This is a genomic window from Nocardia carnea NBRC 14403, assembly GCF_000308515.1.
Taxonomy (GTDB): Bacteria; Actinomycetota; Actinomycetes; order Mycobacteriales; family Mycobacteriaceae; genus Nocardia; species Nocardia carnea.
The window spans coordinates 86,912-105,500 of the sequence record NZ_BAFV01000070.1 but is presented as its reverse complement, the minus strand read 5'-3'; the positions used below and the strand labels follow the sequence as shown (position 1 = coordinate 105,500).

The following is an 18,589-nucleotide window of genomic DNA, read 5'->3' as shown; positions in this document are numbered from 1 at the left end:
ACGGCACGATATGGAATGTCAGAACGCACTGCCGGTGCCGGGCATACCCGGAAGTCCGGCCATCGGCAGGGGCAGGTGCGGCAGTGACGGCAAGTGCAGCGCGGGGATTGCCGGCAGCAGTGCGGGCGGGGGCGGCGGGATGTAGGGGTTGGGCATGTTCCAGGTCTGGTTCTGGGTGCCGCCGCCGTTGCTGTGCCCATGGCCGGCCGGGCCGTCGTGGTCGCGGCCGCCACCGTAACCGGCGTGCGAATCGCGGTTCCCGCGGTCGGTGTGCCCGCTGTTGAACTGGTCGTTCCAGCCGTCGTAGTTCTGCCGGTTGTGGTCGCGATATCCATAGTGGCCGTTGTCATCCCAGCCGAAGTCGTTATCGCCGATGCCGTAGTCGCCGGGTTTGCTGTCGCCGAGCCGGTTGTCGCCGAAGTTGTGGCCGCCGTCGTTGTCGCGGCCGCCGGAGCTATGGGAGTCGCGGTCGCTGATCTGTGTCGCGCCTGCTGGGTCTGCGAGTGCGGTGCCGGCGACGGCCAGCGGCGCGAGGGCGATGACCGCGATCGCGGCGATCCGGGCGGCGATGCGGCGGGTGCGCTGTTCGGGGTTTCGGTTCATCGGTGGAGTCCTCACTCGTCGCGCCCCGTGTGCCTCGGGCTATTACACCCTCGGGAGCGGCTATCGATACATTCAGTACCGTACCGCTAGATAACGGCACATTCAATAGGAATTTGTGAGCCGGCTGATAAGCGGGCTTGTCAACGGGCTGCCACCGTGCGGCATCGGACCCGGTGACGGGACCCATCGGCACGGTCGGCACCTGCGCATCGAGCCATACCGCGCACGCGGTAGACGGGAGTGGGCCACTCGTTGGATTACGGAGTTCGGATGGCAGGGAGGGTTATCTGGCCGACTGTGAGCGGGGGAGAGCGGTGTTCGATCGGTATCCGGCCGAAGTGCGGGTATTCACCAATCGCGGGTAGCGATCAGCTCCTCGGCGTCCGCATCGCGGAAACCGTAGGCGCCGGCCACGAACCAGAAATCCTCACCGATCGCCTCACGCGCCACCGTCTCGAGCTCGCTGCCGGCCTCCTCGAATTCGGATTCGAGGTCGTTGAACTCCTCCGTGGCCGCGTGCGTCAGCGCATACAGCCCAACCAGGCCGGTCGGCTGTTCGGCTTCGATGCGCTCGCACAACCGTTCCAGAATCGCCTTACCGCGGTCGACGACATGGTCCGGGTAGTAGTCGTCCTCGTAGAGGGAGGCGAGGAATGGGTGGGCCAGTACTTGCGGGTTGCTGATCGGCATGTGGGTCTTCCATCTCGGGCGCGTGCACGGCACCGTGTGGTCACGTCGCGGTCGAACCTGGATCGGCACACCGACAAGTGGTCGATATCGTTCTTCGGCCGCGGTCTCTCATGCGGTCAGGGGGTTTGGATGGCGGTGAAGGTCATGCGGTCGCCGCGGTAGAGGGAGCGGCGGTGTTCGATGGGGAGCCCGGCGGGGTCGTAGGAGACGCGATTGAGCAGGAACATCGGGGTGCGGGTGTCGACGGTGAGCAGGGCGGCTTCACGGGCGTCGGGGAGAGTTGTTTCGATACTGTCCACTGCCTTGGCGAAAGCTATGCCACGGCGCGCGATTTCGGCATACAGCGACTGGGTGTAGTCGAACGTGTCGATCAGTTCGGGGTAGCGGTAGGCGGGGAGCCGGGTGGTTTCGAGGCCGAGGTGTACGCCGTCGGTGGTGAGGACGCGCTCCAGCTGGACCACCGGATCGCCCGGGGCGATGGCGAGTTGACCGGCGAGGTCCGCGTCTGCGGTGAGCCGGGTCCAGCCGACGAGAATTCGGGTGGCGGTGTGGCCTTCGATGCGGGCGGCTTCGGTGTAGGAGCCGAGAGCCAGGGGGAGAACGAGTTTCGGGCCGGCGACCAGGGTGGTCCTGCCCTGGCGTTCGATCCGGCCGGCGACGAGTAGTTCGCGCAGCGCCTGTCGCACAGTTTCGCGGGCCACGTCGAAGCGCACCGCGAGATCGCGTTCGGAGGGGACGGTATCGCCGACTTCCAGCCCGTCGAGCAGTTCTTCGATGCTCGCGCGCACGATCTGGTGTTTGAGAACCCGGGGTTCGACGGTCGACGTCACGGTCCAACCCTACCGCGAAGGTGGTCTATACCAGCTGTTAACCCAAGGTTCGCTCAACGGCAGTCCCCTGGTCTATACCAGCATGGCATTCTCGGTCCCGTGCAAGACAACAGCGATATCGCCCTGGCAGTAATGGATATGGCCGGAACCACGGTCGCCGACGACGGCGCCGTGATCGCGGCCTTCGACGATGCCGCCACCGCGGTGGGACTGCCGGCGACCGGGCCCGAGCGCGACAACGCACGCCGCTACGTGCTCGACACGATGGGGCAATCCAAAATCGTGGTTTTCCGTGCACTGTTCGGTTCCGAACACAAGGCTGCCGAAGCCAACGCGGCCTTCGAATCCGCCTACCAGCGTTACGTCGACGAAGGCGCGATAAAGCCGATTCCCGGTGCCGAGGAAGCCATCGCGAAACTGCGTGCGGGCGGTATCCAGGTCGCGCTGACCACCGGATTCAGCCGCTCCACCCAACGCCGCATTCTCACCGCCCTCGACTGGACCGAAGTAGCCGATCTGGTGCTGGCCCCCGCCGACGCGGGTCGCGGCCGTCCCTACCCCGACCTGGTGCTCACCGCACTGCTGCGGGCCGAGGTCGACGACGTCCGCCGGGTGGCGGTCGTCGGCGACACCGCCAGCGATATCACCTCCGGCCTCCGCGCCGGCGCCGCCATCGTCGCGGGCACCCTCACCGGCGCGCACAACGCGCAGACCCTGCGCGAGGCCGGCGCCACCCACCTCCTCGACACCGTTGCCGAACTCCCCGACCTGCTCTTATCCGCCTGATCCCGTTCGACCCCGACTCCTCCGAGGACGTTCCATGTTCTTCCGCCGAAGTCATACCGTGGCCGCCGTATTCGCCGGCCTGGCACTCACGTTGTCCGCCTGTTCCGGCTCCGATTCCGAGGCGCTGAACGAACAGGGCTATCCCGAAACCCTGACGCTCGCCGCCATCCCGGCCGAGAACTCCACCGACCTTAAAGCCAGCTACGAACCGGTGATCGCCCTGCTGGAGCGCGAAACCGGCTCGGAGATCGACTTCGTGCAGGCCTCCGACTACGCGGGGGTGGTCGAGGGACTCATCGCCGGTAATGTCGACCTCGCCTTCTTCGGCCCGTTCGCCTACGTCGTGGCCGGGGTGAACGGCGCGGAGATGACCCCGCTGGGTGCGGTTGTGCAGGACAAGGGCACACCGCCCGGTTACCAGTCCTACGGCCTCGCCCGTGCGGACAACGACCAGGTCGACGAGCTCGCCGACTTCAAGGACAAGAAGGCCTGCTTCGTCGACCCGGGTTCGACCTCCGGATTCCTCTATCCCACAGCCGGACTGATCGAGAACAAGGTGATCGAGTCCGGAGCGGAGGCGGACCTTTCCGCGGGTGTGCAGCCCATCTACGCCGGCGGCCACGACGCCTCCGCGCTGGCCATCGCGGCCGGTGACTGCGACGCCGGGTTCGCGTTCGACACGATGGTCGACAAAACCCTGATCGAAAAGGGCGACCTGAAACCGGGACAGCTGAAGACGGTGTGGAAATCGGAAACCATCGCCGGCTCCCTGTTCGCCGCGAACAACGACCTCGGCACCGAAACCGTCGACAAACTGCGCACCATCTTCACCGAGAAGGTCAACGCCGATTACATGCTCGGCGAAGGTCTGTGCACCGGCGACTGCCGGATCACCGACGAACGGGTGTGGGGTGTCGTCCCCGCTACCGACGCCGACTACAACGGCGTGCGCCACGTCTGTGAAGTAACCGGCTCCGAGAAGTGCAAGGGCTGATTCGATGCCTCCCGCGCCGCACCGTCCGACCGTCGCCGGCGACGACACCGTCATCTCCGCGCAGTCGATCACCAAGAAATTCGGCGAAACCACCGCGCTCGACGATGTGTCGTTCGAGGTGCACCGCAGCGAAATGGTCGTGCTGCTGGGCCTTTCCGGCTCCGGCAAATCGACTCTGCTGCGCTGCCTGAACGGTCTGCACCCGGTGAGCTCGGGGCGGGTCGAGGTCGACGGAACCCGCGTCGACCTCGCCTCGGGCGCCCGCCTGCGCGCGCTACGGCGTGATGTGGGATTCGTCTTCCAGCAGTTCAACCTGGTCGGGCGGCTCAGCTGCCTGGAGAACGTGCTCATCGGCGGGCTCGGCCGGATCGCGTTGCCCCGCTACGGGGCACTCACCTACCCGAAACGGATGCGGGCCGAGGCGCTCCAGCATCTCGACCGGGTGGGGCTCGCCGATCTCGCCGAACGCCGCGCCGATACGCTCTCCGGTGGCCAGCAGCAGCGGGTCGCAATCGCGCGCACCCTCATGCAACAACCCAAGGTGCTGCTCGCCGACGAACCCGTCGCCTCCCTCGACCCCGAGAACGCGGGTGTGGTGATGGACCTGCTGTTCCGGGTGTGCATCGAGGAGAAACTGACGGTGCTGTGCACGCTGCATCAGGTGGATCTGGCGATGGGGTGGGCGCACCGGCTGATCGGGTTACGGGGTGGGGCGAAAGTGCTCGACCGCCCCGCGGTGGGTCTGTCCCGGGACGAGGTCATGGAGATCTATCAGCGGGTCGAACCGGCGGTGGCCGGGTCGAACGCGGTCGAACCACGATGAGTGCACTGCTCGTCCCGTCCCGGCCGGCCGCGAAACCACCGGTACCGAACTCGATTCGCACCGTGCTGCTGCGGGCGTGCGCCGCGGCGGCGGTACTGGCCACCCTGGCCGGCGCCTGGTACATCGAGTTCGCGCCGGCCACCCTGATCGACGGTCTCGACGATATCGCCGCGCTCCTCGAACGGATGCTGCCGCCGCGGCTGGACGACCCCGGCCGCATCTCCTCGCTCGCCGTCGAAACCCTGCTGATGGCGATACTCGGCACCGTGCTCGCCGCGCTGGTCTCGGTGCCGCTGGCGTTCCTCGCCGCCCGTAACACCACCCCTCATCCCGTGGTCTACGGTGCGGCGAGGGCCGTCATCACGTTCTGCCGGGCCATGCCGGATCTGCTGTTCGCGGCACTGTTCGTCCGCGCGCTCGGAATCGGTGTGCTGCCCGGCATCCTGGCGCTGGCGCTGCATTCGATCGGGATGCTCGGCAAACTGTTCGCCGATGCCATCGAGCAGACCGATCCGGGTCCGCGCGAAGCGGTGCGCGCGACCGGCGCCGGATACTTCCGCGAGATGCTGAACGCCGTCGTCCCGCAGGTAATCCCATCCTGGATCAGTACTTTTGTGTACCGCATCGATATCAACCTGCGGATGTCGGTGGTACTCGGTTTCGTCGGCGCCGGAGGGATCGGCTTCGCCCTCCAGGATGCGCTACGCGGTCTGATCTACCCGCGTGCCCTCGGCATCGTCGCCGTGATCCTGGTGATCATCGCGGCCATGGAAGTCCTCACCATCGTCATCCGCCGCACCCTGCTGACGCCGTCGAAGGCGGGTCCGCGCCGAGACCGGCAGACAAGCTTCGCCTTCGGCGCACTCCTCGTATTCACCTGCCTCGCCTCGCTTGTGGTCCTCGATATCGACCCGTTCGCGCTGTTCACCTGGCCGTGGCCGTCGTTCGAGGTATTCGGCCGGATGATCCCGCCGGACTTCGGTGCGCTCGGCGCCGACCTGTTCGACGCCGCCCTCCAGACCATCGCCATCGGCCTGGTAGCGACCGCGATCGGGGTGGTGCTCTCTATACCGCTCGGAATCCTCGGTGCCGCCAATGTCGCACCACATCCGACGCTGTACTGGCTGGCCCGAACCTGGATCCTGGTGGTGCGGGCGGTACCGGAACTCATCATCGCGGTGGTGTTCGTCGCTGCGCTCGGCCTCGGCCCGATCGCCGGAACCTGCGCGCTGGCCATCGGCTCCATCGGTTTCCTCGGCAAACTCGTCGCCGACGCGGTCGAAGAGATCGACCCCGGGCCGCTCGAAGCGGTGCGCGCGGTCGGCGGCGGCTGGTGGAAAACCCTGTTCGCCGCGGTCGTCCCGCAGGCTGTCCCGGCACTGATCGGTTCCAGCCTGTATCTGCTCGACGTCAATATCCGCACCTCGACAGTGCTGGGCATCGTCGGTGCGGGCGGTATCGGATACCTGCTGTTCGAAGCCATCCGGACACTGAACTTCGATATCGCGGGCGCGATCGTCCTGGTCGTCTTCGTCATCGTCTACACCATCGAAAGGCTTTCCGGATGGATACGCTCACTCGTCGTCTGACCCGCGCCGCCGTCTGGTCCGCCGACGGGGTCCGGGTCTGCGACGTCGAGCTGCCCATACCAGGCCCCGGGGAGCTGCTGGTCCGCGTGGATCTGGCCACCGTGTGCGGTAGTGATCTGCACACCGTCTCGGGGCGGCGCCCGGCGCCATCACCGTCGATCCTCGGGCACGAAGCGGTCGGCCATGTGGTGGCCGTGGGGTCCGGAGCCGATCGGGAGATCGGTGAGCGGATCGTCTGGTCGGTCACCGCGACCTGCGGCCGCTGCGGGCGCTGCCGGCGCGGCTTCACCGCCAAATGCGAACACGTGCGCAAGGTCGGGCACGAGGCGTTCACGGGGGACTGGCCGCTGTCGGGCGGATACGCCGAACACATTCTGCTCCCCGCCGGTGTCACCACCGCTACGGTTTCGGAACAGGTTCCCGACGCGGTCGCCGCACCCGCCGGATGCGCTACCGCGACCGTTGTGGCCGTGCTCGAGGCGGCCGGGGATATCGCCGGTCGCCGCGTCCTGATCTGCGGGGCGGGCATGCTCGGCGTCACCGCTGTGGGTGCCTGCGCAGAACTGGGTGCAGAGGTGCTGATCAGTGACCCGCACCCGCAGCGACAGCAACTCGCGGCACGATTCGGCGCGGCCCCCGACCCCGGCGGGGCGGTGGATATAGCGCTGGACTTCTCCGGTTCACCCGACGCCGTAGCAGGCGCCCTCGCCCGCCTCGACCTCGGCGGACGGCTGGTACTGGCCGGCTCGGTGACCCCCGGCCCCGCCATCGCACTCGACCCGGAAGCCGTGGTCCGCGGCTGGCTGACCGTCACCGGTGTGCACAACTACGAACCCCGCCATCTGATCCGTGCCGTGGAATTCCTGACCCGGACCACCCGGGCTCTGCCGTGGCCCGACCTGGTCGCCGAACCGGTCGCGCTGGCCGCGATCGGCACCGTCCTACAGCCGCTGCCACCAGCCGTTCTCCGTGCCTCTATCGCACCGTGAACACCGCCGCGGAGCCGTGACCGCCGAGGCGCGGTGACCGCGATTCTGCGGCTTCGCCGGACAGCTCGAACGGCAGTCGGTCACGCCTGATTCACTCTCGACCCCGGAATGCTGGGCCGATCAGGCCGACAGTGGAACTATTCGGTCCAGCGAATCCCCGAGCTTGTCGGCGGTTACGTCGAGGTCGTAGCGATCCTGCAGGTTGAGCCAGAATTGAGCGCTGTTACCGAACACCTTTCCGAGCCTCAGCGCGGTATCGGCAGTGATGGAACGCTTGCCGTGCACGATCTCGTTGATCCGGCGGGGCGGAACTCCGATGATGACGGCCAGCCGGTGCTGGGTGATTCCGAACGGCTCCAGGAAATCCGCGTCCAGGACCTCGCCGGGGTGGATGGGCGTAGCCAGTGGATTGTTCATCTCGTGTACCTCATGGGTGGGTGCGGTCAGTGGTAGTCGGTTATTTCGACACGATGTGCAGCGCCGGTATGCCAGGCGAAACAGGTCCTGTACTGGTCGTTCACCCTGATGCTGTAATGGCCCGCACGGTTGCCACTGAGCTTTTCGAGCCGGTTCCCGGGCGGTATCCGAAGGTCGTTGACATCGGTTGCCGCATCGATGAGAAGTAGCTTGCGGCGGGCGGTGCGCTGGATGTCCTGCGGCAACTTCGTGGACACAACCCGGTGGAACACGAGTTCTGTCTCCTTGTCTGCGAACGATGCGATCACAGACATAATATAACGTCCCTCGTTATTAACGAGGGACGTTATGATTTTGGTATCCCGACTGGGTCAGCGGCGCTGGACTCGGGGTTCGGGTGGTGGCACCGGGCCGCGGGCGCGGAGGTAGGTTTCCAGGGCATCGAGGTCGGTGGGGCCGACCGTGGTGTCGGTGCCGTGGGTGAAGGTCGTGAAACCGTCGCCGCCGGAGGCGAGGAAATTGTTGGTGCTCACCCGGTAGACCGCGACCTCGTTCAGTGGTTTGTCACCGATGCGGACCGAATCGGCGATCACCTTTTCACCGGGCGGGGCGGTGTCGTCGTAGATGTAGGACAGGCCGGATACGGACAGTACTGCGGGTTTGCTCGCGTTGGCCCACTGCTGTTCGAGCAGGTCGAGAATCTGGCGGCCCGTGAGAGTGAGGGTGACGACCTGGTTGCCGAAAGGCTGGGTTTCGTAGATGTTCCCGTAGGTGATGGGCCCGGCGTCGATATCGGCGCGGACCCCGCCCGGGTTCATGAACGCCGCCACCGCTCGGGCGGGTTCGGTGACTTCGAGCATGGCGTCGGCGATCACTGCGCCCAGCGGGGATTCGCCGGTCGCGCTCGCCCTCGCCAGGGGAGCGGTGGCGGTTCCGACCACTCGCCCGGCGCGCGGAGCGGCCTGACCGGCGAAGAAATCGACCAGCCCGGTGACTGCGGGGTCGGGTTCGACATCACGGGTGACCACGCGGTTCACGGCGTCGGCGGTGACCCGGCCGTCGTCGAAACGCAGGGTGATATCGGTGATGAGCCGGCCGTAGGAGGAGCCCTGGGTCACCACCTTGCCGTCGAATTCGCAGATGTAGGGCTGATGGCTGTGGGCGGTGAGGATGACCTGGACAGCCGGGTCGGTGCCGGCGGCGAGCGCGGGGACATCCGGGCTGATCTCGGCGCATCCGTTGTAGTCGGTGGTCTTCGCGGGAGTGCCCTGAGCACCCCCGTCGTGGACCAGCGCGACCACGGTCTCCGCACCGGCCTTCTTCATCTCGGGCACGTACCTGTTGATGGCTTCCGCCTGGTCACCGAAGGTGTAACCGCGGATTCCCTCCGGAAAGACGAGGTTCACCGTGTCGGGCGTTACCGTGCCCACCACCCCGATCTTGTGCCCGCCCACCTCCAGCATGGTCCAGGCCCGGACCTCCGGCGGCAGCTCGCCGCGGGCGTCGGTCAGGTTGGCGGCCAGGAAACCGAAATCTGCGCCGGTGAACGGTTCACCCGGGGAGCAGCCATCGGGTGCGCAACCACCCTTGCTGAGCCGCGCTAGTTCCAGTACGCCATGGTCGAGTTCGTGATTGCCCACCGCTGACACCTCGGTACCGATCTCGTTCAGGAACGCGATGGCCGGTTCGTCGTGGAAAAGCGAGGAAACCAGGGGACTGGCACCGATATTGTCCCCGGCCGACAGGACGGCGCTGTCCGGGTAGGCCGCGCGCAACCGGTCCAGATGCGTCGAGAGGTAGGCGGCCCCGCCGGCCGGGTAGTCACCGATCAGGCCGTTGCTCGCCTCCGGCGGTTGCAGGTGCCCGTGCAAATCGTTGAAACCGAACAGATGCACTTCACCCGGCTCGGCCGCGGGCAGATCGCCGGTGGAAACCAGCGGTACAGCGCCGGGCGGGGCCGGTTCGCCGCTCCCGGAACACCCGGCCAGTAGGACGACACTCAACGCGACAGCGCAACCGGACGCGGCCCGACGCAGAACGCTCATACCGGCCCACTCTGACAGCGCAGTCCGGCCATCGGACAACGCCACAGTGAACTCCTGTCGCCGAACTCCTGACGCCCCATCGATGAGTATTGCCCGGTCGGCGATTATTTCCGGCTCCCGGCCTCGTCGGCATTCGATGAGGGCAATCGTTGCGTCGGGTTGTCCTGGTATCCGATGTACAACCGCTGCTCGGAGGTGGCATGCGCACGCTCGCGATCACCCAGAACATCACCGTGGACGGTGCGATCGAAATGCTCGACGACTGGTTCGATCCACAGGAACAGGGTGACGACCAGGAACTACTCGCCGAGACCCACCGCCAGGACCGGGCCGCCGACGGATTTCTGGTCGGCCGGCAGACCTTCGAAGACCTGCGCGGTTACTGGCCGCAGCAGCGCGAGGATCCCACCGGCATCACCGAATACCTGAACACGGTCCAGAAGTATGTGGTCAGTTCGACTCTCGCCGACCCGGGCTGGGAGAACTCGACGATCCTGACCGGCGACGCAGTCACCGAGGTCACCGCGCTCAAACAGCGTCCCGGGGCCGATATCGTTGTCACCGGCAGTATCACGCTGTGCCATACGTTGATCACGGCCGGGTTGGTGGACGAGTACCGGCTGTTCACCTACCCCGTGGTCCAGGGCCGGGGACGCAGGCTCTTCCCGGACGGCTACACGAACCCGGCGCTGCGGCTCGCCGACAGCAAATCCTTCCGGTCCGGGATCACCTACACCTGCTACGCCGTGCGCTGAATTTCGGAGGTACTCCGTGCCTCGAAGTCGGGGCCCGCTGCCGTATCTGGGCGAGGGAACGTCCGGCTCGCGGATCTGGCGGGCGACCTCTCCGGTACGTGAAGAGCGGGTCCCGAGTTGCGCTCATCGGGCGCGCGGACCGCGGTGTTGGACTACCCTGGGCACGCATTACGGAAAAGCGTTACCTACGTGGGTAACTCGGCAAGGAGTGGTTGATGGCGGTACGGAAGCTGGCGGAGGAATACTACGGGCTCATCGACTCCGGGCGGCTGGACGAGGCGGCCGGGCTGATGACCGATGACGTGAAACTGACCTTCGCGAACGCCGAACCGGTGACCGGCCGGGACGCGGCGACCGCGTCCATCCAGTACGTACTCGACCAGACCAGGAAGATCGAACACAAGGTGGTGCACTGGATCGAACCGCACCCGGCGACCGACGGTGTCACCGAGGTGATGTTCGAGATCCGGATCCACTACTGGCTGAAGAGCGGTAAAGAGGTCGATATCCCGGGTGCGGTGTACGCGACGGTGAACGCGGACAACAAGATCACCGAACAGCGCCTCTACGGCGACCTCACCGAGGTTTTCGCCGGCTGATCCAGGGGTCGACCCGCAGGCCGGGGCCCAGGCCCCGGCAACGCGGAGTCGCTGTGCTTGCGATGTCCTTTCCGGGCAACAGGCTGCGAAGGCCGAGGAAGAGTTCGTCCCGGCCTGCGCTTCGGTTGCCGGAAGTGCCGATGCATCGGCGGTTCGGCCACGGACCAACCGGAACCTCGTTGTTCGCTCCACGCCGTTGTGGTGTTGTTCCGTAACGCCCTCAGTATGCGCGCGGGCACCGACATGTTCGGGTCAGTGCAGCCGCCACAGCGGGGAGACCGGACCGTGCCCTCTGCCCAGGTCGTAGGCGGCTTCGAGGCAGCGGCGGGTCCATTCCTTCGCGAATTCGAACGCGTCGGGTACCGAGTAGCCGTTGGCCAGGGCGCAGGCCAGCGCGGCGGCCAGAGTGTCGCCACCGCCGTGGTCGTTACCGGTGGCGATACGGGGCGCCCGGAATTCCAGGAAACGTTCGCCGTCGAACAGCAGGTCCGTGCTGTCGGCGGAGGTGCGTAGATGTCCGCCCTTCACCACCACCCATTGCGGGCCGAGCGCGTGCAGCGCCTCGGCCGCCGTCCGCGCCGAGGCCGCATCGGTGACCTGGACCCCGGTCAGCAATCGAATCTCGTCCAGGTTCGGGGTGACGATCGTGGCCAGTGGAAACAATGTGTAGCGCACCGCGTCCAGGGCCTCGGTGTGCAGGAGCGGGTCGCCGTGCATGGACGCCGCGACCGGGTCCACCACCAGCGGTGCCGAGCCGTCGCGCCCGATCCCGACCTCCCGGCAGACCGCGGCCACCGCCTCGATGATGGCGCTGGAGGCGAGCATCCCCGTCTTCGCAGCCCCGATCCCGATATCGCCGGCCACCGACCGCACCTGATCGGCCACCACCTGCGGCGGGACTTCGTGGAACCCGCTCACCCCCACCGAGTTCTGCACGGTCACCGCGGCAATCGCCACCAGCGCATGCACACCGCACAGCGTCATGGTGCGAGTATCGGCCTGGATCCCGGCGCCGCCACCCGAATCGGTTCCGGCGATGGTGAGTACCCGCACCGGGGTCTGTCCCGGCGGGGTCAACGGCAACAACTTCACGCAGTCACCTTACGTGGGCCCGGTCGCGACAAGGTTCGGTGTCGACGGTGCACCCGAGCCGGTGGAAAACCAGCTGATCGCAGTGCCACCGGACACCGGCCTGGTGCCGGGACCTGTCAGACCCAGGCCTTGATCGGTTCGGTGTCGAGGGTGAGTCCGACCGGGTCGGGCAGTTCGACACGATCGCCGATCGACACCGTCACACGCCGCTGGTAGCGATCATTCACCGGCTGGCTGAACACGGTTATCTCGGCGCGCTCCCGGTCTACCAGAAGGTAAACCGGGATGTTGGTGGCCGCGTACGCGATGGGCTTTTCGCGGCGATCCCGGTGCTCGGTGTCACGGTCGTGGGAAGTCACCTCGACGGTCATCAGGACCGGAGCCGGGTCGGCCCACTCGCCCTGCCCGACGAATGCGTCGGCATCGGCGAGCACACCGTCCGGCCGGGCCCTGCCTTTGCGGTATGCCTCGACCTGCAAGCCCTGCTCGATGCTGAGGAACAGTTCGGGGCGCGCCAGGATGAACACACGGACAAGCCACTGCAGGATCCGCCCGTGGTCGCCGTCCGCCAACGCCTTCGCCCCCAGTCGCGCGTCGATGAACTCCAGTCGAATCCCCTCTGACACCCGACCGGCCAACCGGGCGAGTTCCTCGAACTCCTCGGTAGTCATGATTTCTCCCGTCAGCGGATGGTCTGGTCGATGAGGCGGCGGGCCGTGCGGTCGGTGCGTTCGGTATCGCCGGTGATGAGGCGGTCCTGGAGGATGCCGCGGAGGCCGGAGATCAGCAGGGTGGCGACGACTTCGGGGTCGTCCGGCGAAACCAGTTCGCGCAGCCGGGCGGTCAGGGCGGCGGTGAAGGTTGCGATGGCCTCGTCGGCGTAGCGGGCGTACGGGGCTGCGGGGGCGCAGGCCGCGCCGAGGACCTGCAACATCACGGTGTTGCTGACGGCTTCGGGGCCGGTGGCGTTGGAGCGATAGAAGTTCCACAGGCGTTCGCGGAGCGCGGTGGCGTCGTGGATATCGGCGAATACGGCGTTGAGGTCGGGGCGGTGGGTGGACAGGGCCTGGACCAGCAGCTCTTCTTTGGTGCCGAAGTAGTAGATCAGCATGCGGGAGCTGGTGCCGAGTGCGGCGGCCAGGGGGCGGAGAGAGAGGTCCGCGAGGCCGTGTTCGGCGATATAGCGGACCACGGCGTCGAGGAGTTCGGCGCGTTTGGCGTGGTCGAGGGGGCGGGCCATGGGTTGACTGTAGCGAACGCTACAGGTATTGATGAACCCCGTGAATGTACCGATCGCTTCAGAAACTCGGCCGGCGTCCACCCAAGTGGTTGTCACCGCTTACGCGGGAGCCACCTCGCTGGCCGACGATATGGACGACACCTGGGCCGCACTGCTCCGCGGCGAAACCGGTATCACCACCCTCGACGACGATTTCGTCGCCGAGTACGACCTGCCGGTACGTATCGGCGGCAAGTTGAAATCGCATCCCGGCGCCGAGCTCACCCGGCTCGAACAGCGGCGGCACTCGTATGTCGAGCAGCTCGCCCTGGTACTGGGCCGGCGGGTCTGGGCTGCGGCGGGTCGCCCCGAGGTGGAGGGGGAGCGGCTCGCGGTCTGTATCGGCACCGGGCTCGGCGGCGGCGACGCGCTCATCGACGCGGTGGACGCCATGCGGGCGGGCGGGTATCGCAAGGTTTCGCCGATGTCGGTGCCGATGGTCATGCCGAACGGTCCGGCGGCGACGGTGAGCCTCGAAATCGGCGCGAAAGCCGGCGTTTTCGCCCCGGTCTCCGCCTGCTCCTCGGGAACCGAGGCGATCGCTCATGCCTGGCGGCTGATCGCCACCGGGGAGGCCGATGTCGTGGTGGCGGGCGGTGTGGAAGGCCATATCCACGCCGTGCCGATCGCAAGCTTCGCCATGATGCGCGCGATGAGCACCCGTAACGACGAACCGGGGCGGGCCTCCCGCCCGTTCGACCGGGACCGTGACGGTTTCGTGTTCGGTGAGGCCGGCGCCCTGGTGGTCCTCGAATCGGAGCGGCACGCCCGTGCTCGCGGCGCCCGCGTCCACGCCCGGATTCTCGGCGCGGGTATCACCTCCGACGCCTACCACATCGTCGCCTCCGACCCCGCCGGTGCGGGCGCGGCCCGGGCCATGCGTAAAGCGATCGCGACAGCTGGATTGCGGCCCACCGATATCCGGCATGTGAACGCCCACGCCACCTCGACCTCGATCGGCGATGCGTCCGAGGCCGCGGCTATCGGCGCGGTGACACCGGAAGCTTCGGTCTATGCACCCAAATCGGCGCTGGGGCATTCCATCGGTGCGGTCGGTGCGCTGGAAACGATCCTGACCGCGCTCACCTTGCGTGAACAGGTCGTCCCGCCCACGCTCAACCTCGACAACTCCGACGCCGACCTCGATATCGTGCACGGCTCCGCGCGCTCGCAGGCTTGCGAGTACGCGCTGACGAACTCCTTCGGCTTCGGCGGGCACAACGTCACTCTCGCTCTCGGTCGCGGCTGACGCGGCCGATCGCCGGAATCCAGCCGGGACCCACCGCTATCGCCGATCAAGTGCCGTGTGCCGTTCGGTGCCGACGGCTCGCGGAAGCCGACCGTGGAGTCCGCGCATTGATCGGTGCACTGTGTGCCACTGTCGTTCTTTGTGCGGCGCACCGGGTGTTCGTTGTGGTGCGCCGGCCGGCCGGTGGCGACGCGGGGTCTGCTCAATTGCCGGTAGCGGGCTTCGGCGCGCTGGGTCCCGGGGCACGTTTCCAGCGCCAGGCGAATTCCCCGGGGCGGGGTGGCGGGCCGGGCAGTTCTCCGTCGGCGCGCAGTCCGGCGAGTAGAACGGCGAGGATCCGGCGGCGCAACTGTCCGGTGCGCTCGGCGTCGGGGGTCGATACCGCCGCGCACGCCTCCAGTACGAGGCCGAGATCCTGCGGGGTCACGTCGCTGCGCAGCTGTCCGGACTGTTTCGCTCGCCGGACGAGTTCGTTGTTCACCTTTTCGGAATGCCGGACATCGGGCAGCAGTGACTCGTCGGGAGTGAAGGTGCCGGCGAGGTGGACGGTCAGCGAGTGCACATCGGCGTCGACCACGCGCTCCAGGAACCGCACCAGGCCCTGCCAGCCGTCGGGTTCGGCCAGTGCGGTATCGGCTTCGGAGTTGTAGCGGCGTAGCCCGTCGTGGCAGAGGGTGCGCAGCAGGATGTCTTTGCTCGGGTATCGGCGGTAGAGGGCGCTGATACCGACTCCGGCTCGTTCGGCGACGGCCGAGATCGGCGCGGTCGCGTCGGCGAGGAATACCGCTCGTGCGGCGTCGAGGATGAGTCCGTCGTTGCGGGCGGCCTGCGCTTTGCGGCCGGGTAGGGGTTTGGCGGCGGGGGTTTCGGCTGTTCCGGGCATGTCCCGAGGGTAACACTTGAAACGGAATGATCCGTTCTGCTACTGTTCGAACAGAACAATGCATTCCGTTCCAATAGGAGTTGATATGACCGCCATCCAGCCCTTCCGTATCGAAATCCCCGCCGTCGAGATCGACGAGCTGCGCGCCCGCCTGGAGCGCACCCGCTGGGCGGATCAGATCCCCGGCTCCGGTGACGAGTACGGCGTGAGCGTCGACCGCGTACGCCATCTGGCCGATGTCTGGCACTCGCTCGACTGGCGCGCCCAGGAGCGCAAACTGAACGCCTACCCGCAGTTCCGTACCGAAATCGACGGCCAGCTGATCCACTTTCTGCATATCCGGTCCACCGGGGCGCAGGGATTCCCGCTGATCCTCACCCACGGCTGGCCCGGCACCTTCGTCGAATTCCTCGCTCTCGTCGAGCCGCTCACCGCGGCCGGTTTCGACCTGGTCATCCCCTCGGTGCCCGGCTACGGTTTCTCCGGGCCGACAACGGAAACCGGCTGGAACGACGCCCGGATCGCCCGTGCCTGGGCGGAGCTGATGCGCCGCCTCGGCTACCACCGCTACGGCGCGGTGGGCAACGACGGCGGTTCGGCCATATCCGCGGAACTGGGCCGATACGCTCCCGAACAGGTTGTGGGAATACATGTCGCGCAGGTGTATTCGTTCCCGTCCGGTGATCCCGCCGAACTGGCCGATCTCAGTGCCGATGAGCAGCAGGCCATGGCGACGCTGGACTGGTTCGTCAAGAACAAAATGGGCTTCAACGTCCTGCAATCACAGCAGCCGCAGACTCTCGCGCATGCCCTCACGGATTCTCCGGCCGGTCTGCTCGGCTGGAACAGTCAGCTGCTCGGCCCCGATCTGGACGACGAATTCGTCGTCACCAATATCGCGATCCACTGGTTCACCGGAACCGCCGGCTCGGCGATCCGGCACTACTACGAGAAGGACAAGGCCGAGCAGCCCACCGAACCGAGCACCGTCCCACTCGCGTTGTCGGGCTCGACGGGGGATTTCCACGGTATCCGGCGTTTCGCCGAACGCGACCACAATGTGGTGTCCTGGCGGACCCACGATGTGCCCAGCCACTACCTGCACCATGCCGCGCCCGCGCTCATGGCCGAGGAGATCACCGTGTTCTTCGACAAGTACCGCGCCGGGGAGTAGGTCGCGAAATCGGGGCCGGATCGATGTCGACTACGTGGGCACGGCTCCGACGTTCCCGGTGAGGATGGATCGGACGGGTCCATCCACCACCGAGTGAGGAGTAGGCCGTGAAATACGTGATCCTGATCCATTCGAACCCCCAACCATGGGGCCATCCGACCGGCGACTACCTGGCCGAATTCCAGGCATTGCCGAAGGAGGAGCGCGACCGTATCAGCGGTGATTTCGAGCGTTTGCTCACCGAGATGCAGGAGAACGGGGAGTTGCTGGGCGGTGAGGCACTGGGGTCGCCCGACGCCGCGCGGTTGTATCGGTGGGAGGCGGGCCGGGCGGTGGCGGGTGACGGTCCCTACTCCGAGGCCAAGGAGCATCTGGCCGGGTTCTTTCTCATCGATGTGGAGGATCATGCGCGGGCCGAGGAGATCGCGGCGGTGTTCGCGGGACCAGGCGAAACAGTCGAACTGCGGCCCACCATGTGGCCGGGCGGCGACGACAGGTGACCGGCGATACCGTGGCCGAGGTGTGGCGCCGGGAGGCACCGCATATCCTCACCGCGCTGCTGCGCCGCCATGGCGACCTCGGCGAATGCGAGGACGCCGTGCAGGACGCGGCCGAGGCGGCCACGGTGCAGTGGGCCCGGGACGGAGTACCGGACAACCCGCGCGGGTGGCTGATCCGGGTGGCATCGCGGCGTCTCATCGACCGGGTACGTGCCGAGCGTGCGCGGGCCGGGCGCGAAGTGACAGTGGCCGTGACGCAGCCGGCCGATACCGGTTTCGCGCCCGCCGCCGACCGTCCCGGATCCGAGTCCGCCGACGATACGCTGCGGCTCTTCCTGCTGTGCTGTCATCCGAGCCTCACCCGGTCGTCCCAGGTGGCGCTGACGCTGCACGCGGTGGCCGGTATACCGGCCGGTCGCATCGCGGCCGCCTATCTGGTCCCCGAACGTACGATGACGCAGCGACTCACCCGGGCGCGAGCGATATTGCGCCGAGCGGGCGCCCGGTTCGAACTACCCGCACCGGCGGATCTGCCGGACCGGCTGGCCGCGGTCCTCGACACCTGCCACTTGATGTTCACGGCCGGACACGCCGTCAGCGCCGGTGCGTCCGTGCACGATCCGGGCCTGGCGCAGGAAGCGATCCGGTTGACCCGGATTCTGCATCGGGCGGTCCCCGACCACGACGAGGTCGCCGGTGCCCTGGCACTCATGCTGCTCACCCACGCCCGTGCCGCCGCCCGAACCGATACGCGCGGAGAACTGGTGCCGCTGGTGGAGCAGGACCGCAGCCGGTGGGACGGCAACGCGATCGCGGAGGGAATCGGCATTCTCGAACGTGTCCTGCCGCGCGGGCATATCGGCCGCTACCAGCTCGAAGCTGCGATCGCTGCTGTGCACGCCGAAGCTCGCACCTGGGAGAGCACCGACTGGCGGCAGATCGTCGTGCTCTATGCCATGCTCGACCGAGTGGCGCCGAGCCCCGCGGTAACCCTCAACCGGGCAGTCGCGGTCGCGATGGTGGCGGGCCCGGAAGCCGGGCTACGGCTGACCGAGCCGCTGCTCGACGAACCGGCGATGCGACGCCACCATCGGACCTACGCGGTCCGGGGTCATCTGCTCGAAATGGCCGGCGATCCGGAGGCGGCGCGGGCGAGTTACCGCCGTGCCGCCGCACTCACGGCAAGCCTGCCGGAACAGCGTTATCTGAACGCCCGTCTGCGCCGTCTCGATCCGCCCTGAGTTGCCCTGTTCCCGCCCGGGAACAGGATATTCCGGCACGCGCCGCCTTTT

21 protein-coding genes are annotated in these 18,589 nt (G+C 67.1%); 11 read left to right on the top strand and 10 right to left on the bottom strand.

What is annotated here, in order from left to right; genetic code table 11:
• Positions 1–18: 18 nt before the first annotated feature.
• The 3 genes from ON22_RS24530 to ON22_RS24520 all read right to left on the bottom strand — a co-directional run bounded on the left by ON22_RS24530 (position 19) and on the right by ON22_RS24520 (position 2,123).
• Entirely contained in the window at positions 19–603 is a 585-nt protein-coding gene (locus tag ON22_RS24530) for a hypothetical protein (protein ID WP_033246397.1), read from the bottom strand.
• Positions 604–951: 348 nt separating this feature from the next.
• Positions 952–1,293: a DUF5713 family protein gene (locus ON22_RS24525; RefSeq protein ID WP_033246396.1), complete on the bottom strand. Its 342-nt coding sequence runs from the start codon at positions 1,291–1,293 to the stop codon at positions 952–954.
• Between the two features lie 116 nt (positions 1,294–1,409).
• The gene (locus ON22_RS24520) at positions 1,410–2,123 is read right to left on the bottom strand and encodes a GntR family transcriptional regulator (RefSeq protein WP_033246395.1); all 714 of its coding nucleotides are present in this window, start codon (positions 2,121–2,123) and stop codon (positions 1,410–1,412) included.
• A 99-nt stretch (positions 2,124–2,222) separates the two neighbouring features.
• On the opposite strand from ON22_RS24520, the gene ON22_RS24515 reads away from it, so the two are divergent.
• From ON22_RS24515 to ON22_RS24495, 5 genes are read left to right on the top strand one after another with little or no spacing between them, the layout of a single operon-like run.
• Positions 2,223–2,909: a phosphonatase-like hydrolase gene (locus ON22_RS24515; RefSeq protein ID WP_255218556.1), complete on the top strand. Its 687-nt coding sequence runs from the start codon at positions 2,223–2,225 to the stop codon at positions 2,907–2,909.
• Positions 2,910–2,943: 34 nt separating this feature from the next.
• Positions 2,944–3,903 carry a phosphate/phosphite/phosphonate ABC transporter substrate-binding protein gene (locus ON22_RS24510; protein ID WP_033246393.1) on the top strand — a complete coding sequence of 320 codons (960 nt, stop codon included), beginning with the start codon at positions 2,944–2,946 and terminating at the stop codon, positions 3,901–3,903.
• A 4-nt stretch (positions 3,904–3,907) separates the two neighbouring features.
• Entirely contained in the window at positions 3,908–4,726 is an 819-nt protein-coding gene (gene phnC / locus ON22_RS24505; RefSeq protein ID WP_033246392.1) for a phosphonate ABC transporter ATP-binding protein, read from the top strand.
• The gene (phnE, locus tag ON22_RS24500; RefSeq protein WP_033246391.1) at positions 4,723–6,315 is read left to right on the top strand and encodes a phosphonate ABC transporter, permease protein PhnE; all 1,593 of its coding nucleotides are present in this window, start codon (positions 4,723–4,725) and stop codon (positions 6,313–6,315) included. The genes phnC and phnE overlap by 4 nt, the downstream gene beginning before the upstream one ends.
• Positions 6,291–7,304, top strand: coding sequence for a zinc-binding dehydrogenase (locus ON22_RS24495; RefSeq protein WP_033246390.1), 1,014 nt, complete (start codon positions 6,291–6,293; stop codon positions 7,302–7,304). Before phnE ends, ON22_RS24495 begins: the two co-directional genes overlap by 25 nt.
• A gap of 120 nt (positions 7,305–7,424) precedes the next feature.
• Here the strand turns inward: ON22_RS24495 and ON22_RS24490 are convergent, their stop codons facing one another.
• The 3 genes from ON22_RS24490 to ON22_RS24480 all read right to left on the bottom strand — a co-directional run bounded on the left by ON22_RS24490 (position 7,425) and on the right by ON22_RS24480 (position 9,766).
• On the bottom strand, positions 7,425–7,721 hold the full coding sequence (locus ON22_RS24490; protein ID WP_033246389.1) for a HigA family addiction module antitoxin: 297 nt from the start codon (positions 7,719–7,721) through the stop codon (positions 7,425–7,427).
• A gap of 26 nt (positions 7,722–7,747) precedes the next feature.
• Positions 7,748–8,029, bottom strand: coding sequence for a type II toxin-antitoxin system RelE/ParE family toxin (locus tag ON22_RS24485; RefSeq protein ID WP_033246655.1), 282 nt, complete (start codon positions 8,027–8,029; stop codon positions 7,748–7,750).
• 63 nt (positions 8,030–8,092) lie between these two features.
• Complete coding sequence (locus tag ON22_RS24480; protein ID WP_033246388.1) at positions 8,093–9,766, bottom strand: bifunctional metallophosphatase/5'-nucleotidase; 1,674 nt, start codon at positions 9,764–9,766, stop codon at positions 8,093–8,095.
• Between the two features lie 200 nt (positions 9,767–9,966).
• On the opposite strand from ON22_RS24480, the gene ON22_RS24475 reads away from it, so the two are divergent.
• Together ON22_RS24475 and ON22_RS24470 are read left to right on the top strand one after the other, a co-directional pair.
• Positions 9,967–10,521 carry a dihydrofolate reductase family protein gene (locus ON22_RS24475; RefSeq protein WP_033246387.1) on the top strand — a complete coding sequence of 185 codons (555 nt, stop codon included), beginning with the start codon at positions 9,967–9,969 and terminating at the stop codon, positions 10,519–10,521.
• Positions 10,522–10,736: 215 nt separating this feature from the next.
• Positions 10,737–11,120 carry a nuclear transport factor 2 family protein gene (locus ON22_RS24470; protein WP_033246386.1) on the top strand — a complete coding sequence of 128 codons (384 nt, stop codon included), beginning with the start codon at positions 10,737–10,739 and terminating at the stop codon, positions 11,118–11,120.
• Positions 11,121–11,372: 252 nt separating this feature from the next.
• On the opposite strand, the gene thiD is transcribed toward ON22_RS24470, so the two are convergent.
• The 3 genes from thiD to ON22_RS24455 form a co-directional block, all read right to left on the bottom strand.
• Complete coding sequence (gene thiD / locus ON22_RS24465; RefSeq protein ID WP_033246385.1) at positions 11,373–12,212, bottom strand: bifunctional hydroxymethylpyrimidine kinase/phosphomethylpyrimidine kinase; 840 nt, start codon at positions 12,210–12,212, stop codon at positions 11,373–11,375.
• A 116-nt stretch (positions 12,213–12,328) separates the two neighbouring features.
• Positions 12,329–12,883, bottom strand: a complete 555-nt coding sequence (locus ON22_RS24460) for a Uma2 family endonuclease (protein ID WP_033246384.1) — start codon at positions 12,881–12,883, stop codon at positions 12,329–12,331.
• 11 nt (positions 12,884–12,894) lie between these two features.
• On the bottom strand, positions 12,895–13,452 hold the full coding sequence (locus tag ON22_RS24455; RefSeq protein WP_033246383.1) for a TetR/AcrR family transcriptional regulator: 558 nt from the start codon (positions 13,450–13,452) through the stop codon (positions 12,895–12,897).
• Positions 13,453–13,483: 31 nt separating this feature from the next.
• Between ON22_RS24455 and ON22_RS24450 the strand changes: the two genes are divergently transcribed.
• On the top strand, positions 13,484–14,740 hold the full coding sequence (locus ON22_RS24450; protein WP_051158028.1) for a KasA/KasB family beta-ketoacyl-ACP synthase: 1,257 nt from the start codon (positions 13,484–13,486) through the stop codon (positions 14,738–14,740).
• Positions 14,741–14,942: 202 nt separating this feature from the next.
• Here ON22_RS24450 and ON22_RS24445 read toward each other — a convergent pair whose 3' ends face one another.
• Positions 14,943–15,623, bottom strand: coding sequence for a TetR/AcrR family transcriptional regulator (locus tag ON22_RS24445; protein ID WP_033246382.1), 681 nt, complete (start codon positions 15,621–15,623; stop codon positions 14,943–14,945).
• A gap of 85 nt (positions 15,624–15,708) precedes the next feature.
• Between ON22_RS24445 and ON22_RS24440 the strand changes: the two genes are divergently transcribed.
• The 3 genes from ON22_RS24440 to ON22_RS24430 all read left to right on the top strand — a co-directional run bounded on the left by ON22_RS24440 (position 15,709) and on the right by ON22_RS24430 (position 18,538).
• Positions 15,709–16,797, top strand: coding sequence for an epoxide hydrolase family protein (locus ON22_RS24440; RefSeq protein WP_033246381.1), 1,089 nt, complete (start codon positions 15,709–15,711; stop codon positions 16,795–16,797).
• Between the two features lie 107 nt (positions 16,798–16,904).
• Complete coding sequence (locus ON22_RS24435; RefSeq protein WP_033246380.1) at positions 16,905–17,297, top strand: YciI family protein; 393 nt, start codon at positions 16,905–16,907, stop codon at positions 17,295–17,297.
• Positions 17,294–18,538, top strand: a complete 1,245-nt coding sequence (locus ON22_RS24430) for an RNA polymerase sigma factor (RefSeq protein WP_033246653.1) — start codon at positions 17,294–17,296, stop codon at positions 18,536–18,538. Before ON22_RS24435 ends, ON22_RS24430 begins: the two co-directional genes overlap by 4 nt.
• Positions 18,539–18,589 lie beyond the last annotated feature (51 nt).

Bases quoted from the DNA above. Each gene is read 5' to 3' on its own strand.
- ON22_RS24530 (WP_033246397.1), bottom strand. From the start codon at position 603: ATGAACCGAAACCCCGAACAGCGCACCCGCCGCATCGCCGCCCGGATC.
- ON22_RS24525 (WP_033246396.1), bottom strand. From the start codon at position 1,293: ATGCCGATCAGCAACCCGCAAGTACTGGCCCACCCATTCCTCGCCTCC.
- ON22_RS24510 (WP_033246393.1), top strand. From the start codon at position 2,944: ATGTTCTTCCGCCGAAGTCATACCGTGGCCGCCGTATTCGCCGGCCTG.
- phnC (WP_033246392.1), top strand. From the start codon at position 3,908: ATGCCTCCCGCGCCGCACCGTCCGACCGTCGCCGGCGACGACACCGTC.
- phnE (WP_033246391.1), top strand. From the start codon at position 4,723: ATGAGTGCACTGCTCGTCCCGTCCCGGCCGGCCGCGAAACCACCGGTA.
- ON22_RS24495 (WP_033246390.1), top strand. From the start codon at position 6,291: ATGGATACGCTCACTCGTCGTCTGACCCGCGCCGCCGTCTGGTCCGCC.
- ON22_RS24490 (WP_033246389.1), bottom strand. From the start codon at position 7,721: ATGAACAATCCACTGGCTACGCCCATCCACCCCGGCGAGGTCCTGGAC.
- ON22_RS24480 (WP_033246388.1), bottom strand. From the start codon at position 9,766: ATGAGCGTTCTGCGTCGGGCCGCGTCCGGTTGCGCTGTCGCGTTGAGT.
- ON22_RS24475 (WP_033246387.1), top strand. From the start codon at position 9,967: ATGCGCACGCTCGCGATCACCCAGAACATCACCGTGGACGGTGCGATC.
- ON22_RS24470 (WP_033246386.1), top strand. From the start codon at position 10,737: ATGGCGGTACGGAAGCTGGCGGAGGAATACTACGGGCTCATCGACTCC.
- ON22_RS24460 (WP_033246384.1), bottom strand. From the start codon at position 12,883: ATGACTACCGAGGAGTTCGAGGAACTCGCCCGGTTGGCCGGTCGGGTG.
- ON22_RS24455 (WP_033246383.1), bottom strand. From the start codon at position 13,452: ATGGCCCGCCCCCTCGACCACGCCAAACGCGCCGAACTCCTCGACGCC.
- ON22_RS24450 (WP_051158028.1), top strand. From the start codon at position 13,484: ATGAACCCCGTGAATGTACCGATCGCTTCAGAAACTCGGCCGGCGTCC.
- ON22_RS24445 (WP_033246382.1), bottom strand. From the start codon at position 15,623: ATGCCCGGAACAGCCGAAACCCCCGCCGCCAAACCCCTACCCGGCCGC.
- ON22_RS24440 (WP_033246381.1), top strand. From the start codon at position 15,709: ATGACCGCCATCCAGCCCTTCCGTATCGAAATCCCCGCCGTCGAGATC.